14 protein-coding genes are annotated in these 18,077 nt (G+C 64.8%); 11 read left to right on the forward strand and 3 right to left on the reverse strand.

Translation table 11 applies throughout. From position 1 onward, the window contains the following. The first annotated feature begins 43 nt into the window (after nt 1-43). The 3 genes from FIV02_RS08855 (at nt 44) to FIV02_RS08865 (ending at nt 3,143) form a co-directional block, all read left to right on the forward strand. Nucleotides 44-970 carry a hypothetical protein gene (locus FIV02_RS08855; RefSeq protein WP_152488391.1) on the forward strand — a complete coding sequence of 309 codons (927 nt, stop codon included), beginning with the start codon at nt 44-46 and terminating at the stop codon, nt 968-970. A gap of 213 nt (nt 971-1,183) precedes the next feature. Continuing rightward, nucleotides 1,184-2,137 (forward strand): LysR family transcriptional regulator, encoded by a 954-nt coding sequence (locus FIV02_RS08860; RefSeq protein ID WP_152488392.1) that lies wholly within the window; start codon nt 1,184-1,186, stop codon nt 2,135-2,137. A 46-nt stretch (nt 2,138-2,183) separates the two neighbouring features. Further along, on the forward strand, nt 2,184-3,143 hold the full coding sequence (locus FIV02_RS08865; protein WP_152488393.1) for a LysR family transcriptional regulator: 960 nt from the start codon (nt 2,184-2,186) through the stop codon (nt 3,141-3,143). A gap of 13 nt (nt 3,144-3,156) precedes the next feature. On the opposite strand, the gene FIV02_RS08870 is transcribed toward FIV02_RS08865, so the two are convergent. Further along, the gene (locus tag FIV02_RS08870) at nt 3,157-4,113 is read right to left on the reverse strand and encodes an AraC family transcriptional regulator ligand-binding domain-containing protein (RefSeq protein ID WP_152488394.1); all 957 of its coding nucleotides are present in this window, start codon (nt 4,111-4,113) and stop codon (nt 3,157-3,159) included. A gap of 326 nt (nt 4,114-4,439) precedes the next feature. Between FIV02_RS08870 and FIV02_RS08875 the strand changes: the two genes are divergently transcribed. The 4 genes from FIV02_RS08875 to FIV02_RS08890 are packed head-to-tail and all read left to right on the forward strand — an operon-like array spanning nt 4,440 to nt 10,502. Then, nucleotides 4,440-6,302 carry a DUF1302 domain-containing protein gene (locus tag FIV02_RS08875; protein WP_152488395.1) on the forward strand — a complete coding sequence of 621 codons (1,863 nt, stop codon included), beginning with the start codon at nt 4,440-4,442 and terminating at the stop codon, nt 6,300-6,302. Between the two features lie 13 nt (nt 6,303-6,315). Next, complete coding sequence (locus FIV02_RS08880; RefSeq protein ID WP_152488396.1) at nt 6,316-7,674, forward strand: DUF1329 domain-containing protein; 1,359 nt, start codon at nt 6,316-6,318, stop codon at nt 7,672-7,674. Between the two features lie 13 nt (nt 7,675-7,687). Next, nucleotides 7,688-9,079 carry a DUF1254 domain-containing protein gene (locus FIV02_RS08885; RefSeq protein WP_152488397.1) on the forward strand — a complete coding sequence of 464 codons (1,392 nt, stop codon included), beginning with the start codon at nt 7,688-7,690 and terminating at the stop codon, nt 9,077-9,079. 25 nt (nt 9,080-9,104) lie between these two features. Continuing rightward, entirely contained in the window at nt 9,105-10,502 is a 1,398-nt protein-coding gene (locus FIV02_RS08890) for a DUF1254 domain-containing protein (protein ID WP_152488398.1), read from the forward strand. Nucleotides 10,503-10,549: 47 nt separating this feature from the next. On the opposite strand, the gene FIV02_RS08895 is transcribed toward FIV02_RS08890, so the two are convergent. Next, nucleotides 10,550-11,464, reverse strand: coding sequence for a LysR family transcriptional regulator (locus tag FIV02_RS08895; protein WP_152488399.1), 915 nt, complete (start codon nt 11,462-11,464; stop codon nt 10,550-10,552). 208 nt (nt 11,465-11,672) lie between these two features. Between FIV02_RS08895 and FIV02_RS08900 the strand changes: the two genes are divergently transcribed. From FIV02_RS08900 to maiA, 4 genes are all read left to right on the forward strand, one after another. Beyond that, nucleotides 11,673-13,034 (forward strand): aromatic acid/H+ symport family MFS transporter, encoded by a 1,362-nt coding sequence (locus FIV02_RS08900; protein WP_152488400.1) that lies wholly within the window; start codon nt 11,673-11,675, stop codon nt 13,032-13,034. A gap of 82 nt (nt 13,035-13,116) precedes the next feature. After that, nucleotides 13,117-14,424 (forward strand): homogentisate 1,2-dioxygenase, encoded by a 1,308-nt coding sequence (hmgA, locus tag FIV02_RS08905; RefSeq protein WP_152488401.1) that lies wholly within the window; start codon nt 13,117-13,119, stop codon nt 14,422-14,424. An 18-nt stretch (nt 14,425-14,442) separates the two neighbouring features. Further along, nucleotides 14,443-15,753 (forward strand): fumarylacetoacetase, encoded by a 1,311-nt coding sequence (gene fahA, locus FIV02_RS08910; protein ID WP_152488402.1) that lies wholly within the window; start codon nt 14,443-14,445, stop codon nt 15,751-15,753. An 18-nt stretch (nt 15,754-15,771) separates the two neighbouring features. Beyond that, nucleotides 15,772-16,419 (forward strand): maleylacetoacetate isomerase, encoded by a 648-nt coding sequence (maiA, locus tag FIV02_RS08915; protein ID WP_152488403.1) that lies wholly within the window; start codon nt 15,772-15,774, stop codon nt 16,417-16,419. Between the two features lie 120 nt (nt 16,420-16,539). On the opposite strand, the gene FIV02_RS08920 is transcribed toward maiA, so the two are convergent. Further along, a complete protein-coding gene (locus FIV02_RS08920) occupies nt 16,540-18,060 on the reverse strand; it encodes a DHA2 family efflux MFS transporter permease subunit (protein ID WP_218571704.1) in 1,521 nt (506 codons plus the stop codon). Nucleotides 18,061-18,077 lie beyond the last annotated feature (17 nt).

Consider the following 18,077-nt stretch of genomic DNA (forward strand, 5'->3'; position numbering starts at 1 on the left):
GCTGTAGCCCGGACTTTCCAACATTCGAGAACCAGAGGCACCTATGCTGAACATGACCGTTCCGAGCGGGAAAAGCCCGCTGCTGCGCCCCATCGGCATCACCCTTCTGCTGATGCTGAGCAGTCTCGCTGGCTGCCGGAGCGAGCAACCCGCCACAGCATCCGTTCCGCGCAACTGGGTGAACATTCCGGCGCTGCCGATCATTCAGGATGCCGTGTTTTCGTTGTCGCCGACCTTCGCCGGGCAACGCAACCATGCCGTGATGATGCAGGTATGTGGATTGGCGCGTGGACAGGCCAAGCAGGAGCAGGTCAACGCATTTCTCGCTCAACAGCATGTCGATGTGGCCCATGTTCCCAAGCACGGTCACGACCTGTCGTTGCTGGTCAATTCTGACCGCTCTGCGCAGGCCTCTGCCTGTGCCGCATACCTGGCGACCACGGTGCTGTCGCCGGTGGACGTGTCCGAGTTGACGGTGGCTGTCCCTCAGGCTGAGACGCAGAGCAAGGCGCCCGAACAGGGTAGCCAGCCCGTCCTGCAGGTCGACAGCGCCCGTCTTGCCAACGTGCTGCCGCTCAAGCTGGCGGCGGCACGCGCCAACGCCGATGTGTTTGTGCTGATCGCTGCCGAGTTGCAGCGTCGTCCTGGCCTTACGGTCAACGAGTACCGCGAGCAGGCAACGCAGTTGTTCGAGAGGCTCGCGTCGGTCTATCTCGAGTGCATTGAGGCGCAGCTGCCACCGGCGGGCTCCACGTACAAGCTGCTGCAGATGGACACTGATCGCTTCGCCTTCAGCAGCTCGGTGGGCAGTCTGTTCGAGTACGGCCGTGACGGCATGACCCTGCGCCAGAATGGCGTGATCTGGTACGGCCAGGGTGAGCTGATGGGGCAGGCCTATCCGTTGCAGGTGGCCTACTTCGAACCGGCGATCGATGGTTTGCTGGCGCCGAGTGTCGAGCAACAGCCTTGAGGTATTCCTGCGGCAGCACCGCGCCTTATCCCGAGATGAAACGGTGTCGCCCTGGAAACCATCCTGCTGCCGCGTATTGCGGCCGTACCCGACACCCCTTGCTCCGCGTGTCATCCCCACTTTGCACCTGGACTACGCTTGACCTGAGGAAGTATCACCCCACTGTAGGCAAGGCCGCCTAACCCTGACCCTTGAGCGCGTGGAGTGGCTCCTATGGATAAGTTTGGCGCGATGCGCATCCTCTGCCGGGTGGTGGACCTGGGCTCGTTCAGTCAGGCCGCCAACTCCCTCGGTGTTCCCAGTACGCGGATTTCACAACTCGTATCCGACCTGGAGAGCGAGCTGGGAGTACGGCTTCTGCAGCGAAGCACGCGGGTCATGAAGCTGACCGTCGACGGTGCGGCCTACGTGGAGCGATGTCGGCAGATCCTGGACGATGTCGATGAACTCGAAGCGAGCATGAGCGGTGCGGTCAATGTTCCGAAAGGCTACCTGCGGGTGGATGCCCAGACCTCGATCTGTCGTTGGATTATCGCTCCCCGGCTAGCCGAGTTTCGTCGCCGCTATCCCATGATCCAGCTGCATCTGGGGGGCTATGATCGGACTCGGCATCTGCTGGAAAACGGCATCGACTGTGCCATACGAGGGGGGCACCTCAGCGACTCCTCACTCATCGCCCGCCACCTCATGAATGTGTCGTTCCAGCTGTATGCAAGCCCGAGATACCTGGAGCGCTTCGGTGTGCTGGATTCCCCGGGGGGGCTGGAGCAAGCCGACTTGCTCGGCTGGTTCAACTCCGAGTCGAATGCTGCAAAACCCTGGTGCTTGCACTCGGAGGATGCCGAATACGACCTGAAGAAGTCGCCCAGGTTGGTGTTCGACGACCCAGAGTCTGCGGTTTCTGCGGCGCTGGTGGGGGGCGGGATAACCCTCGCTCCGCGCTTTGCCGTGGAAGGCTATATCAGCCAGGGGCAGTTGGTCCCCGTGCTTCCGGCATGGCATTTCAAGGCGCAGCCGGTGCATATCGTCTACCCGACCAGCCGCCATCTTTCGGCTCGGGTTCGGGCCTTCGTCGATTGGGCCGTTGAAGTGATGTGCCCGGACGGGGCATTTCCCCGGTCTCCCCAGGCACGCGCCCAATTGGCGCCGGACCGGCGCCCTGGGTGAGGCGGCGTCCCTTGCCTGTCTATCGTTGTCGTTCAAGGTGACTCATATGGACAAGTTGAGTGCGATGAGGACCTTCAGCTGTGTGGTCGAGCACGGATCGTTCAGCCGGGCTGCCGATGTACTCGGCATACCCAAGGCCCGGGTGTCCCAGCGGGTCGCCGATCTGGAGAAAGCGCTGGGTGTGCGCTTGCTGAACCGTACCAGCCGGGCCATCAGCCTGACTGCCGATGGCCTGGCGTATGCCGAACAGTGCCGGCAGGTGCTGGACAGCATCGAGGAGCTCGAGGCGCGCGTCATGGGCGTGACGAGTTCGCCCAAGGGACGCTTGCGAGTGGAGACGCAGACGGCGTTCAGCCGGTGGATACTGTCTCCGAAGCTGATCGAGTTTCGCGATCGCTACCCGCAGATACAGGTATTGCTCGGTGCCCACCATCAGGTGAGAAACCTGCTCGAAGACGGAATCGATTGTGCCATCCGCGGAGGTCCTGTCGATGACTCTTCGCTCAGTGCGCTCCACGTGATGGATGTGCATGCCGGCCTTTATGCCAGTCCGGGCTACATGCAGGATTTCGGGCCCACTGCAGAGCCAGAGGTGCTCGAGCGGGCCGACCTGGTGGGCTGGTTCGACCCGAGAACCAATACGCCCAGGCCCTGGTTCCTGCGCTCGGGTGCATCCGCGTACGATCTGAAGCGCACGCCGAGGCTGCTGCTGGATGACCCGGAGTCCGCAGTTGCCGCCGCCACGATGGGCGCTGGTATCACGCCTGCCTCTCCGTTTGCCGTGGAGCATCTGGTGAGGCAGGGCCGCCTGGTTCCGGTATTGCCTCAGTGGCACCTGCGGCCGCAGCCGGTGCACATCGTCTATCCGGCCAGTCGCTTTCTGTCGGCCAGGGTCCGGACCTTTGTCGATTGGGCCTTTCAGATGATGAGCAACGACGCCAAGTTGCACCTGCGTCCGCACGACCTCGCGGTGATCGGTAATGCAGGGCGGGGGGCGACACCCTAGAGCGTTGCTGGTGTCAGGTCTGGGGCTCATCCCCTCGCCAACGCCGCCGCGCATGCTGGTAGGCATCGAGATCGCTGTAGCCCAGGCGGGTGGCAATCTCCGCAGGCGCCACGCCCTGCAACTGCAGTTGCTGTTCCAGCTCCAGGCGTACCAGGTCGAGCAACTGGCGGAAGCTCAGCCCCTGCTGTTCCAGGCGCCGGCGCAACGTCCGCGAGCTCAGGTGCAAGGCACTGGCTTGTTCCTCCAGTCCGGGCACGCGCCCCTCACTCAGTGTGCGGCGCATGCTCTGGGCTGCTTTGCCTGCCCAGCCGCTGAGCTGGTGTTGGCGCGCCAGGCAGCGGTCCAGCTCCTGGCAGATCACCTCGAACATCCCGGCATGACGAGTCTGTAGCGGTACCTTCAGGTCTTCACTCGCGTAGACCAGCAGGTTGCTTGGACAGCCGAAGCGCACGGATTCACCGAAGATCCGTCCATAGTGCTCGTGATAGCTCGGGCGAGCATGAGCGAAATCGATCCGTATGGGGCGCAGCTGGCCTGAGTTGGTCTCGTTGGCCAGCGTGATGCACATGGTGAAGTAGTGCTCGACGGTGAAGCGCGCCAGCGTTTCCGGTGCCTCTACCCACACCTCCAGCGCGGCGCCGGACTGCTCCTCGACATAGCGCACATTGTCCATGTCCGATGCCAGCCGCGCATAACGGGCCCAGAAACGCAGCGCTTCGTCGACGTTCGCGCAGTACTTGCAGGCATGCGCCAGCATGTGGCGATCCTGTGCGCTGAAGTGGGCGAACAGGTTCAGGCCGATGGCAGGGTCATGACGCTGCGCTTCGGCCAGCAGTTGCTCCAGGGTGAACATGCTGTAGTCGCCCTCGCGGCAGCGCTGAGTGCCACGCAGGTAGCGTTCCAGTACCTCTCCCAGTGCGCCGCGGTGATAGCGCTGCAGATTGGCCACTCTTAAGGGAATTCTGTCCATTTCGCGCCTGCCACTGAGTGAGCTCTACAGGCTTTCATTATCCGTGTATCGCCCAGTTGGGCAAACCGGCAAGAACCTGTCAGGAGCACGCACCTACTCACCGAAAACCCGACATGCGTCGTTGTGGCCCAGGCTCGTTACGAGCTGCGTCCAGACGCCATCGATTTCCATGGACCCCTGCCTACAACAGTGATGGCGACGCTCGTCAACCGAGCGAAGTCGTCGGGGCGTCACGGTTTGCGGATCGACCGGCCGAGCTCGACTCGAGCTGCGAGCTGCGGAAGAACCGTCTGTTGCAACCTACAAGAACAAGAGGTACCCACCCCATGAACGCCCATCATCTGCCCTGGCGGCAGGCACGCCTTGCCGTTGCCGCCAGTCTTGCCAGTTTCGCCTCCTTGCCAGCATCGGCGCTGACCTTCCAGCTCGGCGAAATCGAAGGCCAGTTCGACTCGAACCTCTCGGTCGGCGCGGCTTGGGCGCTGCGCAACCCCAAGCCGGAACTGATCGTCTACCACAGCGGCGACGATGGTCGGCGCAACTTCGAGCAGGGCAAGACCTTCTCGAAGATCTTCAAGGGCGTTCACGACCTGGAACTCAGGTACGGCGACAGCGGTGTGTTCCTGCGCGGCAAGTACTGGTACGACGTCGAGCTCAAGGACGAGCATCGTGAGTACAAGGCAATCGACGACCGCGAGGCGAAGGCGGGGGCCAAGTCCGCTGGCGCCCAGTTGCTCGATGCCTTCATCTATCACAACTACCTGATCGGCGAGCTGCCGGGCGCGGTGCGCCTTGGCAAGCAGGTGGTCAGCTGGGGCGAGAGCACCTTCATCCAGGGAGGCATCAACAGCATCAATCCGCTGGACGTTGCCGCAGTCCGCCGCCCGGGTGCGGAAATCAAGGAAGGCCTGATACCGGTGAACCTGTTCTACCTGTCGCAGAACATCACCGATGACCTCTCTGTGGAGGGCTTCTATCAGCTGGAGTGGGATCAGACCGTGGTCGACAACTGCGGCACCTTCTTCTCCCAGAACGACGTGATCGCCGAGGGCTGCGATCAGCTGCACACGGGGCCGGCTCTCGATCAGAACGCCACCGCCCAGGCGGCGCTTGCCCCGTTCGGCATCGAGTTGACGGGGGAAGGCGTCAAGGTGCCGCGCAGTGCCGACCGCGATGCGCGTGACAGCGGCCAGTGGGGAGTGGCGTTGCGCTGGTTCGCCCCACAGTTGAACAGTGAATTCGCCGGCTACTTCATCAACTACCACAGCCGTCAGCCGTATTTCAGCACCACGACCGGGCCGAACACCCGCAATCTCGATTTCGCTCCGCAGCTGTGCGGCAACCTCGGCATTCCCGGGCCGGGTTGCGCCGGTTTCATCGGCAGTGCTGCGGGGCAGGGCCTGGTGCAGGCATACCGCCTGGGAAGCGCGCGTTACTTCGCCGCCTTTCCGGAAGACATCCGCCTCTATGGCCTGAGCTTCAATACCAGCCTGGACAGCGGTACCACGCTGGCGGGCGAGATCAGCTACCGGCCGAACATGCCGGTGCAGATCAACCCGCTGGACCAGGTGCTGGCAGTGCTCGGGACGGGCGCCGCCACGCCGCTGGTGAGCTCCGGCGACACAGTGCTGGGCAACGACATGGACATCTATGGCTACCGCCGCAAGGAAGTCACCCAGGCGCAGATCACCGCCACGCATTTCTTCGATCAGGTGATGGGTGCCGACCGGCTGATACTGGTCGGTGAGGTCGCCAGCACCTGGGTCGGCGGGCTGGAGGGCAAGGGTGGCGTGCGTTATGGCCGCAGCACGCTCTACGGGGCGGGTGAGCTGTACCCCGACAATGCCATCTGCACCGGTGCCACCAACGCCAGTTCGCCAGGCAACTGCACCGACGAAGGCTTCACCACACGCCATGCCTGGGGCTATCGGGTGCGGGCGATCTGGGAGTTCAGCAACCTGATCCCCGGTGTCCAGCTCAACCCCAATCTGGCCTGGTCCCAAGATGTCAGCGGCTACGGCCCGGAGCCGGGCTTCAACGAAGGGGCCAAGGCCATCAGCCTGGGCGTCGACGCCAGCTACCTCAGCACCTACAGCGCCAGCCTGTCGTACACCGACTTTTTCGGCGGTGATTACAACGTCAACGTGGACCGCGATTTCGTGGCGCTGAGCGTTGGCGTGTCATTCTGAGCGGAGACCGAACATGAACAAGACACCTCTGATCCTTGCCGTACTGGCCGCCCTGATCTGTGGCAACGCGCAGGCAGCCGTCTCCGCCGAAGCAGCCGCCACGCTCGGCACCCGCCTGACCCCGGTCGGCGCGGAGCGCGCCGGCAATGCCGACGGCTCGATTCCGGAGTGGACGGGTGGCCTGCCGAAGGATGCCGGCCGCCTCGATGCCGCCGGCTTCCTGAGCAATCCATTCGAAGCCGAGCAGCCGCTGTTGGTCATCACGGCGCAGAACGCCGAGCAGCACCGCGAGCACTTGAGTGCCGGGCAGATGGCGATGCTCAAGCGCTACCCGGACAGCTATCGCCTGCGGGTTTTCCCCACCCACCGCAGTGCCGCTTTGCCGGACCAGGTCTACCAGGCCATTGCCCGCAACGCGCGCCAGGCCAGGCTGGTGGAAGGGGGCAATGGTCTGCAGGACCTCGACACCGCCTATCCCTTCCCGATCCCGCAGAGCGGGCTGGAAGTGCTGTGGAACCACATCACCCGCTACCGCGGTGGCAGTGCCCGGCGCACTCACGTGCAGGCCACGCCGCTGGCCAGTGGCACCTTCACCCCGGTGCACTTCCGGCAGCAGCTCAGCTATCGCGACAAGATCAAGGGCTATGACCCGCAGAACCCGGGCAACGTGCTGTTCTACTACAAACAGATGGTGACCGCGCCGGCGCGTCTTTCCGGTGACGTGGTGCTGGTCCACGAGACCCTCGATCAGGTCAGGGAGCCGCGCATGGCCTGGCTCTACAGTGCCGGCCAACGGCGTGTGCGGCGCGCCCCGCAGGTGGCCTACGACGGCCCCTATCCGGCCTCCGAAGGCCAGCGCGTGGCGGACAACCTGGACATGTTCAACGGCGCGCCGGATCGCTACGACTGGAAGCTGCTGGGCAAGAAGGAAATCTACATCCCCTACAACAACTACCAGCTCGATTCGCCGCAGCTGAAGTACGCCGACCTGGTCAAGCCCGGGCACATCAACTCCGACCTGACCCGCTACGAGAAGCACCGCGTCTGGGTGGTGCAGGCCACGCTCAAGGAAGGGCAGCGCCACATCTATGCCAAGCGCGAGCTGTATATCGATGAAGATACCTGGCAGATCGCCCTGGCCGACCATTACGACGCACGCGGTACGCTGTGGCGCGTCGGTGAGGGCTACAGCAGCTACCGCTACGACCAGCAGATTCCCTGGATGGGCATCGAGGCGCTGTATGACCTGCTCAATGGTCGCTACATCGCCTCGGGCATGCGCAACGAGGAGCGCGGCGGCCTGGAGTTCGGCTTCGAAGCGCTGGCCGCCGAGTACACCCCAACTGCGCTGCGCAATGCCGGCGTCCGCTGAAGGAGAGCCTGACATGTCACTGAACAAGAAATGGCGCCTGGGGCTGGGCATCGCTGCCGCTGTGCTGGGGGGCGTGGGTCTGGCTGGCTACAACCTGATCCAGCAGGCCAGGGACACCGCGCAGGCCTACCTGTTCGGTTTCCCTCTGGTGATGATGGAGGTCACCAAGCAGCACCAGATGCTGATCGGCACCAGTGCGATGAACCGCTTCAACCACGCCAAGCGCTTCCCTGATCCGGAGTTCAATGGCGTGGTGTCGCCGAACATCGACACGCTCTACAGCATCAGCCACTTCGACCTGCGCCGCGAGCCGCTGGTGATGGAGATTCCCGATACCCGTGGGCATTTCTACATGATGCAGATCATGGATGCCTGGAGCAATGTGGTGACCAGCCCCGGCACCCGCACCATCGGCACGGCCGCCAGGCGCTATCTGGTGGCCGGGCCGGATTGGCAGGGCGAGACACCCGCCGGGCTGGAACTGATCCGGGTGCCGACCCAGCTGGCCTGGCTGATCGGCCGCATCAGAACCGCCAATCAGCAGGAGTACCAGGCGGTCACCCAGTTGCAGGAGCGCTTCAGGCTGATGCCACTGAGCACCTGGCAGGGACAGCCGGCTGGAGCGGCGGCGCCGGTGGCCATGGTCGAGCTGCCGCGACTGGCGCTGAGCCCGTCACCGGATCGCCAGGTCGCCAGCTGGAGCCAGGACGAGTTCTTCGCCACCTTCTGCCAGTTACTCAAGGACAACCCGCCGAGCGCCGCCGATGCGCCGATGATGCAGCGCATCCGGGCTACCGGCCTGTTCGGCCCTGGTTGCCTGGCGCGCCTGTCACCCTTGCAGCGGCTCGGCAGTGCCCTTGGTTACGAGAAGGTGCTGCAGGTAATGGCCAACAGCAAGCAAGTGCTGGAACAGTTGCCGACCTACAACGGCTGGCGGATCGGCTACGACCTGGGCGATTACGGCACCCGCTACGAGCAGCGGGCGATCGTGGCCAAGGTCGCCCTGGGCGCCAACCTGGCGGCGGACGCGATCTACCCCAACCTGTGGAATGACCCGCAGGGCCAGCCGCTCACGGGCGCGCATCGCTACGTGCTGCACTTCGGCAAGGAGCAACTGCCGCCGGTGCGCGCCTTCTGGTCGCTGACCCTGTACAACGGCCAGCAGTTTCTCAGTGCCAATGCGCTCAAGCGCTATGCCCTCAGCGGTGACAGCGACCTGCGTTACAACGCCGATGGCTCGCTCGATCTGTACGTGCAGCACGAGCAGCCCCAGGCGCCCGAACAGCTGAGCAACTGGCTGCCGGCCCCGGCGGAGGATTTCAGCCTGTTCCTGCGCCTGTACTGGCCCAAGGCGTCGGTGCTGGACAAACAGTGGGTGCCGCCGGCCATCCAGCGTTTGCCATGAGCAACCTGAATACGGAAAAACGTTCATGAACGAGTTGAAGCTGTCCCCCTGCCTTCTGCGTAAACCGTGTACGCTGTGGCGTCGCCTGCTGCTTCTGGGCGTGCTGGCTGCGCTGCTGAGCGGCGGCCTGGCGTGGAGCCAGCGCGAAACCCTGGGCCTGGCGGCCCGCGGCTATGTGTTCGGCTATCCGCTGGTGCTGGCTGACCTTACCCGGCACGACTTCGTCAGCGACATCGCGCCGGCCAATCGCCTGCTGCACATGCCGGCCTTTCCCGACGCGGACTACCGCGTGTTCGTGCGTCCCAACGTGGACACCCTCTACACCCAGGCCTGGCTGGATCTGGATGCCGGGCCCTGGGTGTTCGAGGTGCCGGCCAGCCAGCGCTACCTGCTGATGCAGTTTCTCGATGCCTGGAGCAACGTCTTCGCCAGCCTTGGCAGTCGCACGCTCGGCAGCCAGGGCGGAAGCTTCCTGCTGGTCGGCCCGCACTGGGACGGGCAGGTGCCGGCAGGGCTGACCCTGCTGCGTTCACCGACGCGTCTCGCCTGGTTGCTGGGACGTATCCAGACCAACGGCAAGGCCGACTACCCGAGCGTGCACGCGATCCAGGCCAGCGTGCGCTTGCGCAGCCTGCAGGACTGGCAGCAGGGTAGCGCCAGCCCGGCGCTGCCATTCGCCATGCCGCAGAGTTCCAGGCCATCTCCGCTGTACCAGATGCGGGCGCTGAGCGCGCAGGACTTCTTCGCTCGCCTGGCCACTCTGCTGCAGGACAATCCCGCTGCGCCTGCCGATAGCGCCGCCGTCGCCGAGCTGCGCCAGCTCGGCGTACACGCTGGCGCAGCGCCGCAGTGGAACTGGCTGCAGCGACAGGCCGTGCGCCTGGGTATCTGGCTGGCCGGGCGCGAGATGCAACGGGCGCTGCAGGACCCGCAAGGGCTGGTCAACGGTTGGCGCGAAGCACCGCTGCACATCGGCGACTACGGCACGGATTACGGGCTGCGCGCGGTGGTGGCGATGGTGGGTTTCGGTGCGAACCTGGCAGCCGACGCGATCTACCCGAACGCCAATCTCGATGGCCAGGGCCAGCCGCTGCAGGGGGGACGACGCTACCGCCTGCATTTCGCCGCCGGTGAGCTGCCGCCGGCCAGGGCGTTCTGGTCGGTGACGGCCTATGACGGTGACGGTTACCTGATCGCCAACCCGCAGGGTCGCTATGCGCTGGGTGACCGCGACCCGCTGCGCTACAACGCCGACGGCTCGCTCGACCTGTGGCTGCAGCACGAGACGCCGGCCGCCGAGCAGCAGGGCAACTGGCTGCCGATTCCAGCCAGCGGGCCGTTCAGCCTGACCGGGCGCATCTACCTGCCGGAGCGGCGCCTGCTCGACGGTCAGTGGCACATGCCGGCTATCGAGCGCCTGTGAGGACCGACACGCCGGTAGCGTCGCATCGCATGGGCACGATGGCCTCGTTACTGCGCCATGGAACCCCATTTCTGTTGCGCGACGTAGGCCAGCAGGTAGTCGAAAAAAGCCTGGGCGGCGGGTGAGATCACACGATCCTTGCGCACCAGCAGGTGGAACTTGCGGCGCACCGTGGGCTCGCTCAGGGTCCGGGTCTGCAGCTGGTAGAGGCTGAGCAGGGAGCGTGCATAGGGCAGGCATACCGTTACACCCAGGCCGGCGCTGGCCATGCTCAGCGCCGTGGTCATGAAGGAGACTTCCTTCGCCGGCGCGTAGTTGAGCTGGTCCGACGCCGCGTGCAGTTCCCGGCGGAGGATCTGCGTGTACTCGCCTTCCAGAGAGATGAGCGGGTGGCCCAGAAACTCCGCCCAGGTCAGGTGCTCATGCCGGGTAAGCGGATGCTGTTGTGGCAGCACGGCGACGAAGGGCATGTCGAACAGCAGGTGCGCCGCGATGTCCCGGTTTTCCGTGCGCTCCGGGCCGATTCCGAAATCCACTTCACCACCCTGTACCCTCGGCAGCACGTCCTCGACCAGGCTGTCGGACAGGCGCACGTCGACCCCTGGGTACAGCTGCGAGAACGAGCTGACCACATCGGTGAGCAGCGTGCAGGCCATCAGTTGAGGCGCCGCGACGCGCACGGTACCCGACTTGAGTTCCTTGATATCCGTGATGGCCCGAAGTGCTTCGTCGAGGTCCTGAAGGATGCGTGCGGTCAGCGGCAGGAACTCTTTGCCGACGCTGGACAGCTCTACCTTGCGCGTCGTGCGGTTGACGATCTGCACCCCCAGCGCCTGCTCGAGCTCCTTGATCAGGCCACTGAGCGTGGGTTGGGTGATGTGCAGGGCCGTGGCGGCTTCGGTGAAGCTCCCGAGCTTGGCCAGCGTGACGAAGGCGCGCAACTGGCGCAAGGTGACATTCATCGCTTGTCCCGATAAGTGGATCGAAAAATACAATTTGTCCGATAAGTGCATCGATTATCCAATGTACACGTATCTCGGTTAAGCGGAGACAAGTCATGTTCAATGATCCAACGCCGGGCAATGCAGGGCGCACCTGCCCTGAACGCCGTGACACTGGCGGTCCATCGCCGTTCCTCGAGCAAGCGTCATCTGCACAAGGACCTCGCGTATGAGCGCCGTGCAGACCATCGATATTCCTTCGGTCATCGACAGCAACAGGCTCAGCCGCAGCCAGCTCTTGATCCTGATGATGGTGGGGCTCACCGTGGTCATGGATGGCTTCGACGTGCAGTCGATGGGCTACGTGGCCCCGGCCATCATTGCCGACTGGGGCGTGAGCAAGGCCGAGCTGGGGCCGGTGTTCGGCGCAGGGCTCTTCGGCATGCTGGTGGGTTCGCTGACGTTGAGCGTGCTGGCCGACAAGATCGGCCGCCGCCCCGTACTCATCTGGGCCACGGTGTTCTTCTCGCTGTGCATGCTGGTGACGGCTCACGTGACGAGCATTGGCCAGTTGCAGGTTATCCGCTTCGTCACCGGCCTTGGCCTCGGCGCCATCATGCCGAACGCACTGGCGCTGGTGGGCGAATTCAGCCCCCGGAACAAGCGCGTCACCCTGATGATGCTGGTGTCCTGCGGTTACACCATCGGCGCTGTGCTGGGAGGCCTGGTGTCGGCGTGGATGATTCCCCTTTGGGGTTGGCAGTCGGTGTTTTATCTCGGCGGCATCTTCCCGCTGCTGATCGCGGCGCTGATGTACGTGTTCGTGCCCGAGTCCATGCAGTTTCTGGTGGTCAAGGGCCGACGCCTGGATGAAGTGGGCAGGACGCTGCGCAGGATCGACCCCTCGCTGAAAGTGGATGGCAGTACCCGCTATGCCCTGGCGGAGACCGCGCAGGGTAGCGCCCCGGTCGTGGAGCTGTTTCGCGAGGGACGCGGCGTGGCGACTGTCCTGCTGTGGGTGGTGAACTTCATGAACCTGCTGAACCTGTACTTCCTCTCGAGCTGGTTGCCGACCATCGCCACCAGTGCCGGCCTGTCCACCTCGACGGCCGTCATGGTGGGCACCACGCTGCAGGTCGGGGGTGTGCTCGGCACCTTGCTGATGGGGCCGGTGATCGACCGCATCGGCTTTTTCAAGGTACTGGTGCCGTGCTTCGCCCTTGCCGCACTCAGCATCGCGCTCATCGGGCAGCCGGGCATCGGCTTGCCCCTGCTGTTCCTCGTGGTGACGGTGACCGGTTTCTGCATCATCGGCGGCCAGCCGGCGGTCAACGCCCTGGCCGCGACCTACTACCCGACCGCGCTGCGTTCCACCGGCCTGGGCTGGAGCCTGGGCATCGGGCGCTGGGGCTCCATCGCCGGTCCCGTGCTCGGCGGCCTGCTGATCCAGTTCGAGTGGAGCAACAGCGAGATTTTCCTGGCGATGGCCGTCCCCACGGTGATCGCCGCGTTGATGCTGTTCCTGTTCGCCCATACGGGAGGTACTGCGTCTGCACCTGCAGCACGGGTCGACGGCGACATCGTGCACTGATGGCCGGAGCCAGCCTCTGCTCCACGTTCCTGACGGCCGCCTGGCGGGGCAGGTCGTCATCTCGCATTGAAGGAGTGAAATCATGACCGTCAAACCTGATTCCGTAACCCGTGACGACCTGTGCTACCTGCACGGCTTCGGCAACGAGTTCAGCAGCGAGGCGCTGGCAGGTGCACTGCCAAGCGAACAGAACTCGCCGCAGCAGTGCCCCTATGGGCTGTACGCCGAGCAGTTCTCGGGGACGGCATTCACGGCGCAGCGCCATCTCAACAGGCGCTCCTGGCTGTACCGCATCCGGCCGTCGTCGATGCACCAGCCATTCGAGCGCATCGACAACGGCCAGCTGGTCAGTGATTTCAGTGACACCGAGGCTTCGCCCAACCAGTTCCGCTGGAACCCATTGCCGCTGCCGAGCGAGCCTACGGACTTCCTCCAGGGCATGGTCACGATGGCCGGCAACGTCGATATCGCGGTGCATCTGTATGCGGCGAATCAGTCGATGGGTCGGCGTGCCTTCTACAACGCGGATGCGCAGATGCTGATCGTGCCGGAGCAAGGCCGCCTGCACATCACCACGGAGTTCGGCCTGATCGACGCCGAGCCGCAGGAGGTCGTGCTGATCCCGCGCGGCGTCCGTTTTCGTGTCGGCCTGCCGGATGGCAGTGCGCGCGGCTACATCTGCGAGAACTTCGGTGCGGACCTGAGGCTGCCGGACCTGGGTGTGATCGGCTCCAATGGCCTGGCAGCGGCGCGGCATTTCCAGGCGCCTGTCGCCTGGTACGAGGACGTCGAGGGTGAGCACGAGCTGATCGCCAAGTTCAGCGGCAACCTGTGGCGCGCGAAGATGGGCCACTCGCCGTTCGATGTCGTGGCCTGGCAAGGCAGCCATGTCCCGTACAAGTACGACCTGCGGCGCTTCAACGCAATCGGCTCGATCAGCTACGACCACCCGGACCCGAGCATCTTCCTGGTCCTGTCCGCGCCCACTGCCGTGCCGGGGCTGGGCACCCTGGATTTCGTGATCTTCCCACCGCGTACCCTGGCGATGGCGCATACCTTCCGCGCCCCCTGGTTCCACCGCAATGTGGCGTCCGAGTTCATGGGCCTGATTCACGGTGTCTACGACGCCAAGGCCGGGGGCTTCGCCCCGGGCGGCAGCAGCCTGCACAACCGCTTCACCGGCCATGGGCCCGACGCCGAGACCTTCGAGAGCTCATCCACGCGCAACATCGATCAGCCGGACTACATCAAGGACACGATGGCCTTCATGTTCGAGACGCCGATGCCCCTGATCCCCACGCCCTACGCGATGCAGTCGCCGCAACTGCAGCGCGACTACGCACAGTGCTGGCAGGGCCTGAAAAAGCACTTCAACCCGGACCGCAAGTAAGCGCAGGACAATCGACACATGGTTACCTTGAACGAAACCCATGACCCCTCGCTCGTCAGCTGGGTCGAGTCCGCCAACCTGAAGGGCAGCGACTTCCCCATCCAGAATCTGCCGTTCGCGGTTTTCCGCCGCCGCGGCAGCGACGAACCCTGGCGCGGCGGCGTCGCCATCGGCGAGCAGATTCTCGACATGCACGCCGCCTTCGCCGCCGGCATCTTCAGCGGTGATGCGGCCGCCGCCGCAGGCGAGGCCAGCCTGAACCGCTTGATGGACATGGGCCCGGCGGCATGGTCCGACCTGCGTCTGGCACTGTCGCGGGCGCTGCGCCCCGGAGCACGCGAGGCCGTTGTGCTGCATCGCTGCCTGGTCGCGCAGGCCGATGCCGAATACAGCCTGCCGGCGCAGGTCGGCGACTACACCGATTTCTACACCTCGGTGCACCATGCGACCAACATCGGGCGGCTGTTCCGCCCCGACAACCCGCTGATGCCCAACTACAAATGGATTCCCATCGGCTACCACGGGCGTGCCTCCAGCCTGATCGTGTCCGGCGAGAACTTCCATCGTCCCTGCGGGCAGATCCTGCCGCCAGGCGCCAGCGCACCGGTCTTCGCGGCCAGCAGGAAGCTGGACATCGAACTGGAGCTGGCGGTGTACATCGGGCGGGGCAACGCCCATGGCCATGCCATTCCCCTGGCCGAGGCCGAGAGCCATGTGTTTGGCGTGTCGCTACTCAACGACTGGTCGGCGCGTGACATCCAGGCCTGGGAATACCAGCCGCTCGGTCCGTTCCTGGCCAAGAACTTCGCGTCCACGCTGTCGCCATGGATCGTCACCCTGGAGGCGCTGGCCCCATACCGCACCGCACCACCCGTACGTGACGCCGAGGACCCAGAGCTGCTGCCTTACCTGAACGCCCCTGGCGACCGTGAGGAAGGCGCGCTCGACATCCAGCTGGAAGTCCTGATGCAGACGGCGCGGATGCGCGCCGAAGAGCAGGTCGCCACGCGGCTGAGTGCCACCAACTACCGCCACGCCTACTGGACCCTGGGGCAGATGGTCGCGCATCACACGGTCAATGGCTGCAACCTGCGCGCGGGCGACATCCTGGGCACCGGCACGCTGTCCGGCCCGACGCTCGACCAGGCGGCCGCGCTGATCGAGCTCACGGTGGGCGGCAAGCAGCCTGTCGTGCTGCCCAATGGTGAGCAGCGCACCTTCGTGGAGGATGGCGATCGCATGGAACTGCGCGGCTGGTGTGAGAGGGCTGGCGCTGCGCGCATCGGCTTTGGCGAGTGCGCGGCCACCTTGCTGCCGGCGCTGGCCTGAGCGATGGGGGCCTGAAGCGTGCTCAAGCTCTACACCTATTTCCGCAGCTCGGCGTCGTACCGCGTGCGTATCGCGCTCAACCTCAAGGGGCTGGCCTGGGATGCTGTGCCGGTGCACCTGCTGAAGGACGGTGGCCAGCAGCATGTGCCCGATTTCGCCGCGCTCAACCCGAATGAGCTGGTGCCTGTCCTGAGCGATGGCGATGCGACCCTGGTGCAGTCGCTGGCCATCATCGAGTACCTGGACGAGTGCCATCCTCAGCCGCCACTGCTCCCGGCAGATCCGCTGGGGCGCGCGCGCGTGCGGGCGCTGGCTCAGACGATCGCCTGCGAGGTCCACCCGCTGAACAACCTGCGGGTGTTGCGCTATCTGGAGCGGCAACTCGATGTCGATGCCGACGGCCGCAACGCCTGGTATCGGCACTGGGTCGAACGTGGCTTCAGCGCCGTGGAACGCATGCTGGCCGAGTCCCCCGACACCGGTCGCTTCTGCCATGGCGACACGCCCTCGCTGGCGGATTGCTGCCTGCTGCCGCAGGTCTTCAATGCCGAGCGTTTCAGGGTGCCGCTGAGCGCCTATCCGACGATACGGCGGATCGTCGAGCAGTGCCGGCAGCTGGAGCCTTTCCAGTCGGCCGCCCCCGAGGCGCAGCCGGACGCCGAGTGAGCGGCCATCCGGCGAGGGAAACGTGGCACCGGCACCATCGCCACGCACCGTGACGAACGGATGCTGCGGACCAACCTGAACATCGGTTACCACTTCTGATGTGCCGGTTGGCCGCTTGCCTCAGTGGCCGCTGCCCAGTGTCACGCTCCTGGGCTTGGGCGCCAGCCACACCGCGATGGCGGCCAGCACGAAGCCGACGGCGGCGGCCATGGAGAGGTTGAGCACTCCCAGCGTCGCAGCCTGCACTTCGACCAGCTGTTCGAGCGCTACACGTGCCTGCTCGAAGCTCAGACCCGCCTGCTGCAGCAGACTCATCGCCCCTTCAGGGTCGTTCAGACTCGCAGTCAGCTCGGAGCGAGACGTGCGGCCCTGCCAATCCCAGGCGGTCATCGCCACTGCCGTGCCGATGGCACTGGCGAGCGTGCGAAGAAAACTGAGCAGGCCAGCGGCGGATGTCTGCTCCTTTTCAGGAACGCTGCTGACGGCGAGGGCACTGAGCCCGACGAAGAACAGGGACATGCCCAGACCATGCAGAAGGTGGGGCATGACCAGCGTCCAGTAGCCGACATCGGTGTTCCAGTCCGCCCGCAGGGTCGAGACGAACGCCATCCAGAGCAGGCCGATCGAGATCGTGACGCGTGGATCGACCTTGCCGATCAGACCGGCGGCGATGGGCGAGGTCAGGACGGCGAAGAAGCCCAGCCAACCGACGACATAGCCGGCATGCGTCGCGGTATAGCCTGCCGTCTGCTGCAGCCAGAGCGGCGTCAGTACCACCTGCGAGAAGAAGGCGGCGAACCCCAGCGACATGGCGAGCGCGGCGAAGGTGAAACCGCGATGGCGGAACACGCGCAGGTCGACCACCGGGTTGCTCGCGGTCAACTCCCAGAGTACGAACGCAGCGAAGGAGATGGCGGCGACGATGGCGAGCACGATGATCAGGTTCGAGCTGAACCAGTCCTGCAGGCGACCTTCATCGATCATGATCTGGAACGAGCCCACCGACAGGACGAGCAGGATCAGCCCGATGACGTCGATCCGTGCCTTGATGCGTCGGGTCTCGAACGGCTTCATGAACGCCAGGCAACCCATGACGACGATGGCGACCACCGGAAGGTTGATGAAGAAGATCCAGGGCCAGGACCAGTTGTCGCTTAGCGTGCCGCCGAGAATGGGGCCCAGAATCGGCGCGGTGGTGGTGGTCATCGCCCAGATGCCCAGGCCCGCTCCAGCCTTCTCCTTGGGAAATATCTGCATCAGCAGAATCTGCGAGAGCGGCATCAGCGGGCCCCCGGCAAACCCCTGCAGGACACGGAACGCGAGCAACTGCTCGATCGACTGGGCAAGGCCGCACAGCAGCGAGAAAAGGCCGAAGCCAATGATGGAGAACAGGAACCAGCGAACCGTGCCGAAGCGCATGGCGAGCCAGCCGGTGAGGGGGACGGCGATGGCATCGGCAACCGCGTAGCTGGTGATCACCCAGGTTCCCTGCGTCGCGGAGGCGGCCAGCCCACCGGCGATATGCGGCACCGCGACGTTGGCAATGGTGGTGTCGAGGACGACGACGAAGTTGGCCAGCCCGAGCGCGAAAGCCGCGGCCGCGAGGCGTATGCCTTGCAGCGGCTGGGGCGTGATGGCCATGGCTTCGGCAGATGCAG

Origin of the sequence: Pseudomonas sp. THAF187a (genome assembly GCF_009363395.1) — a bacterium.
In the GTDB taxonomy this organism is placed as follows: Bacteria; Pseudomonadota; Gammaproteobacteria; order Pseudomonadales; family Pseudomonadaceae; genus Aquipseudomonas; species Aquipseudomonas khazarica.

Excerpts from the sequence above, each read along its gene's own strand:
- FIV02_RS08855 (WP_152488391.1), top strand. The coding sequence starts at position 44 with ATGCTGAACATGACCGTTCCGAGCGGGAAAAGCCCGCTGCTGCGCCCC.
- FIV02_RS08860 (WP_152488392.1), top strand. The coding sequence starts at position 1,184 with ATGGATAAGTTTGGCGCGATGCGCATCCTCTGCCGGGTGGTGGACCTG.
- FIV02_RS08865 (WP_152488393.1), top strand. The coding sequence starts at position 2,184 with ATGGACAAGTTGAGTGCGATGAGGACCTTCAGCTGTGTGGTCGAGCAC.
- FIV02_RS08870 (WP_152488394.1), bottom strand. The coding sequence starts at position 4,113 with ATGGACAGAATTCCCTTAAGAGTGGCCAATCTGCAGCGCTATCACCGC.
- FIV02_RS08875 (WP_152488395.1), top strand. The coding sequence starts at position 4,440 with ATGAACGCCCATCATCTGCCCTGGCGGCAGGCACGCCTTGCCGTTGCC.
- FIV02_RS08880 (WP_152488396.1), top strand. The coding sequence starts at position 6,316 with ATGAACAAGACACCTCTGATCCTTGCCGTACTGGCCGCCCTGATCTGT.
- FIV02_RS08885 (WP_152488397.1), top strand. The coding sequence starts at position 7,688 with ATGTCACTGAACAAGAAATGGCGCCTGGGGCTGGGCATCGCTGCCGCT.
- FIV02_RS08890 (WP_152488398.1), top strand. The coding sequence starts at position 9,105 with ATGAACGAGTTGAAGCTGTCCCCCTGCCTTCTGCGTAAACCGTGTACG.
- FIV02_RS08895 (WP_152488399.1), bottom strand. The coding sequence starts at position 11,464 with ATGAATGTCACCTTGCGCCAGTTGCGCGCCTTCGTCACGCTGGCCAAG.
- FIV02_RS08900 (WP_152488400.1), top strand. The coding sequence starts at position 11,673 with ATGAGCGCCGTGCAGACCATCGATATTCCTTCGGTCATCGACAGCAAC.
- hmgA (WP_152488401.1), top strand. The coding sequence starts at position 13,117 with ATGACCGTCAAACCTGATTCCGTAACCCGTGACGACCTGTGCTACCTG.
- fahA (WP_152488402.1), top strand. The coding sequence starts at position 14,443 with ATGGTTACCTTGAACGAAACCCATGACCCCTCGCTCGTCAGCTGGGTC.
- FIV02_RS08920 (WP_218571704.1), bottom strand. The coding sequence starts at position 18,060 with ATGGCCATCACGCCCCAGCCGCTGCAAGGCATACGCCTCGCGGCCGCG.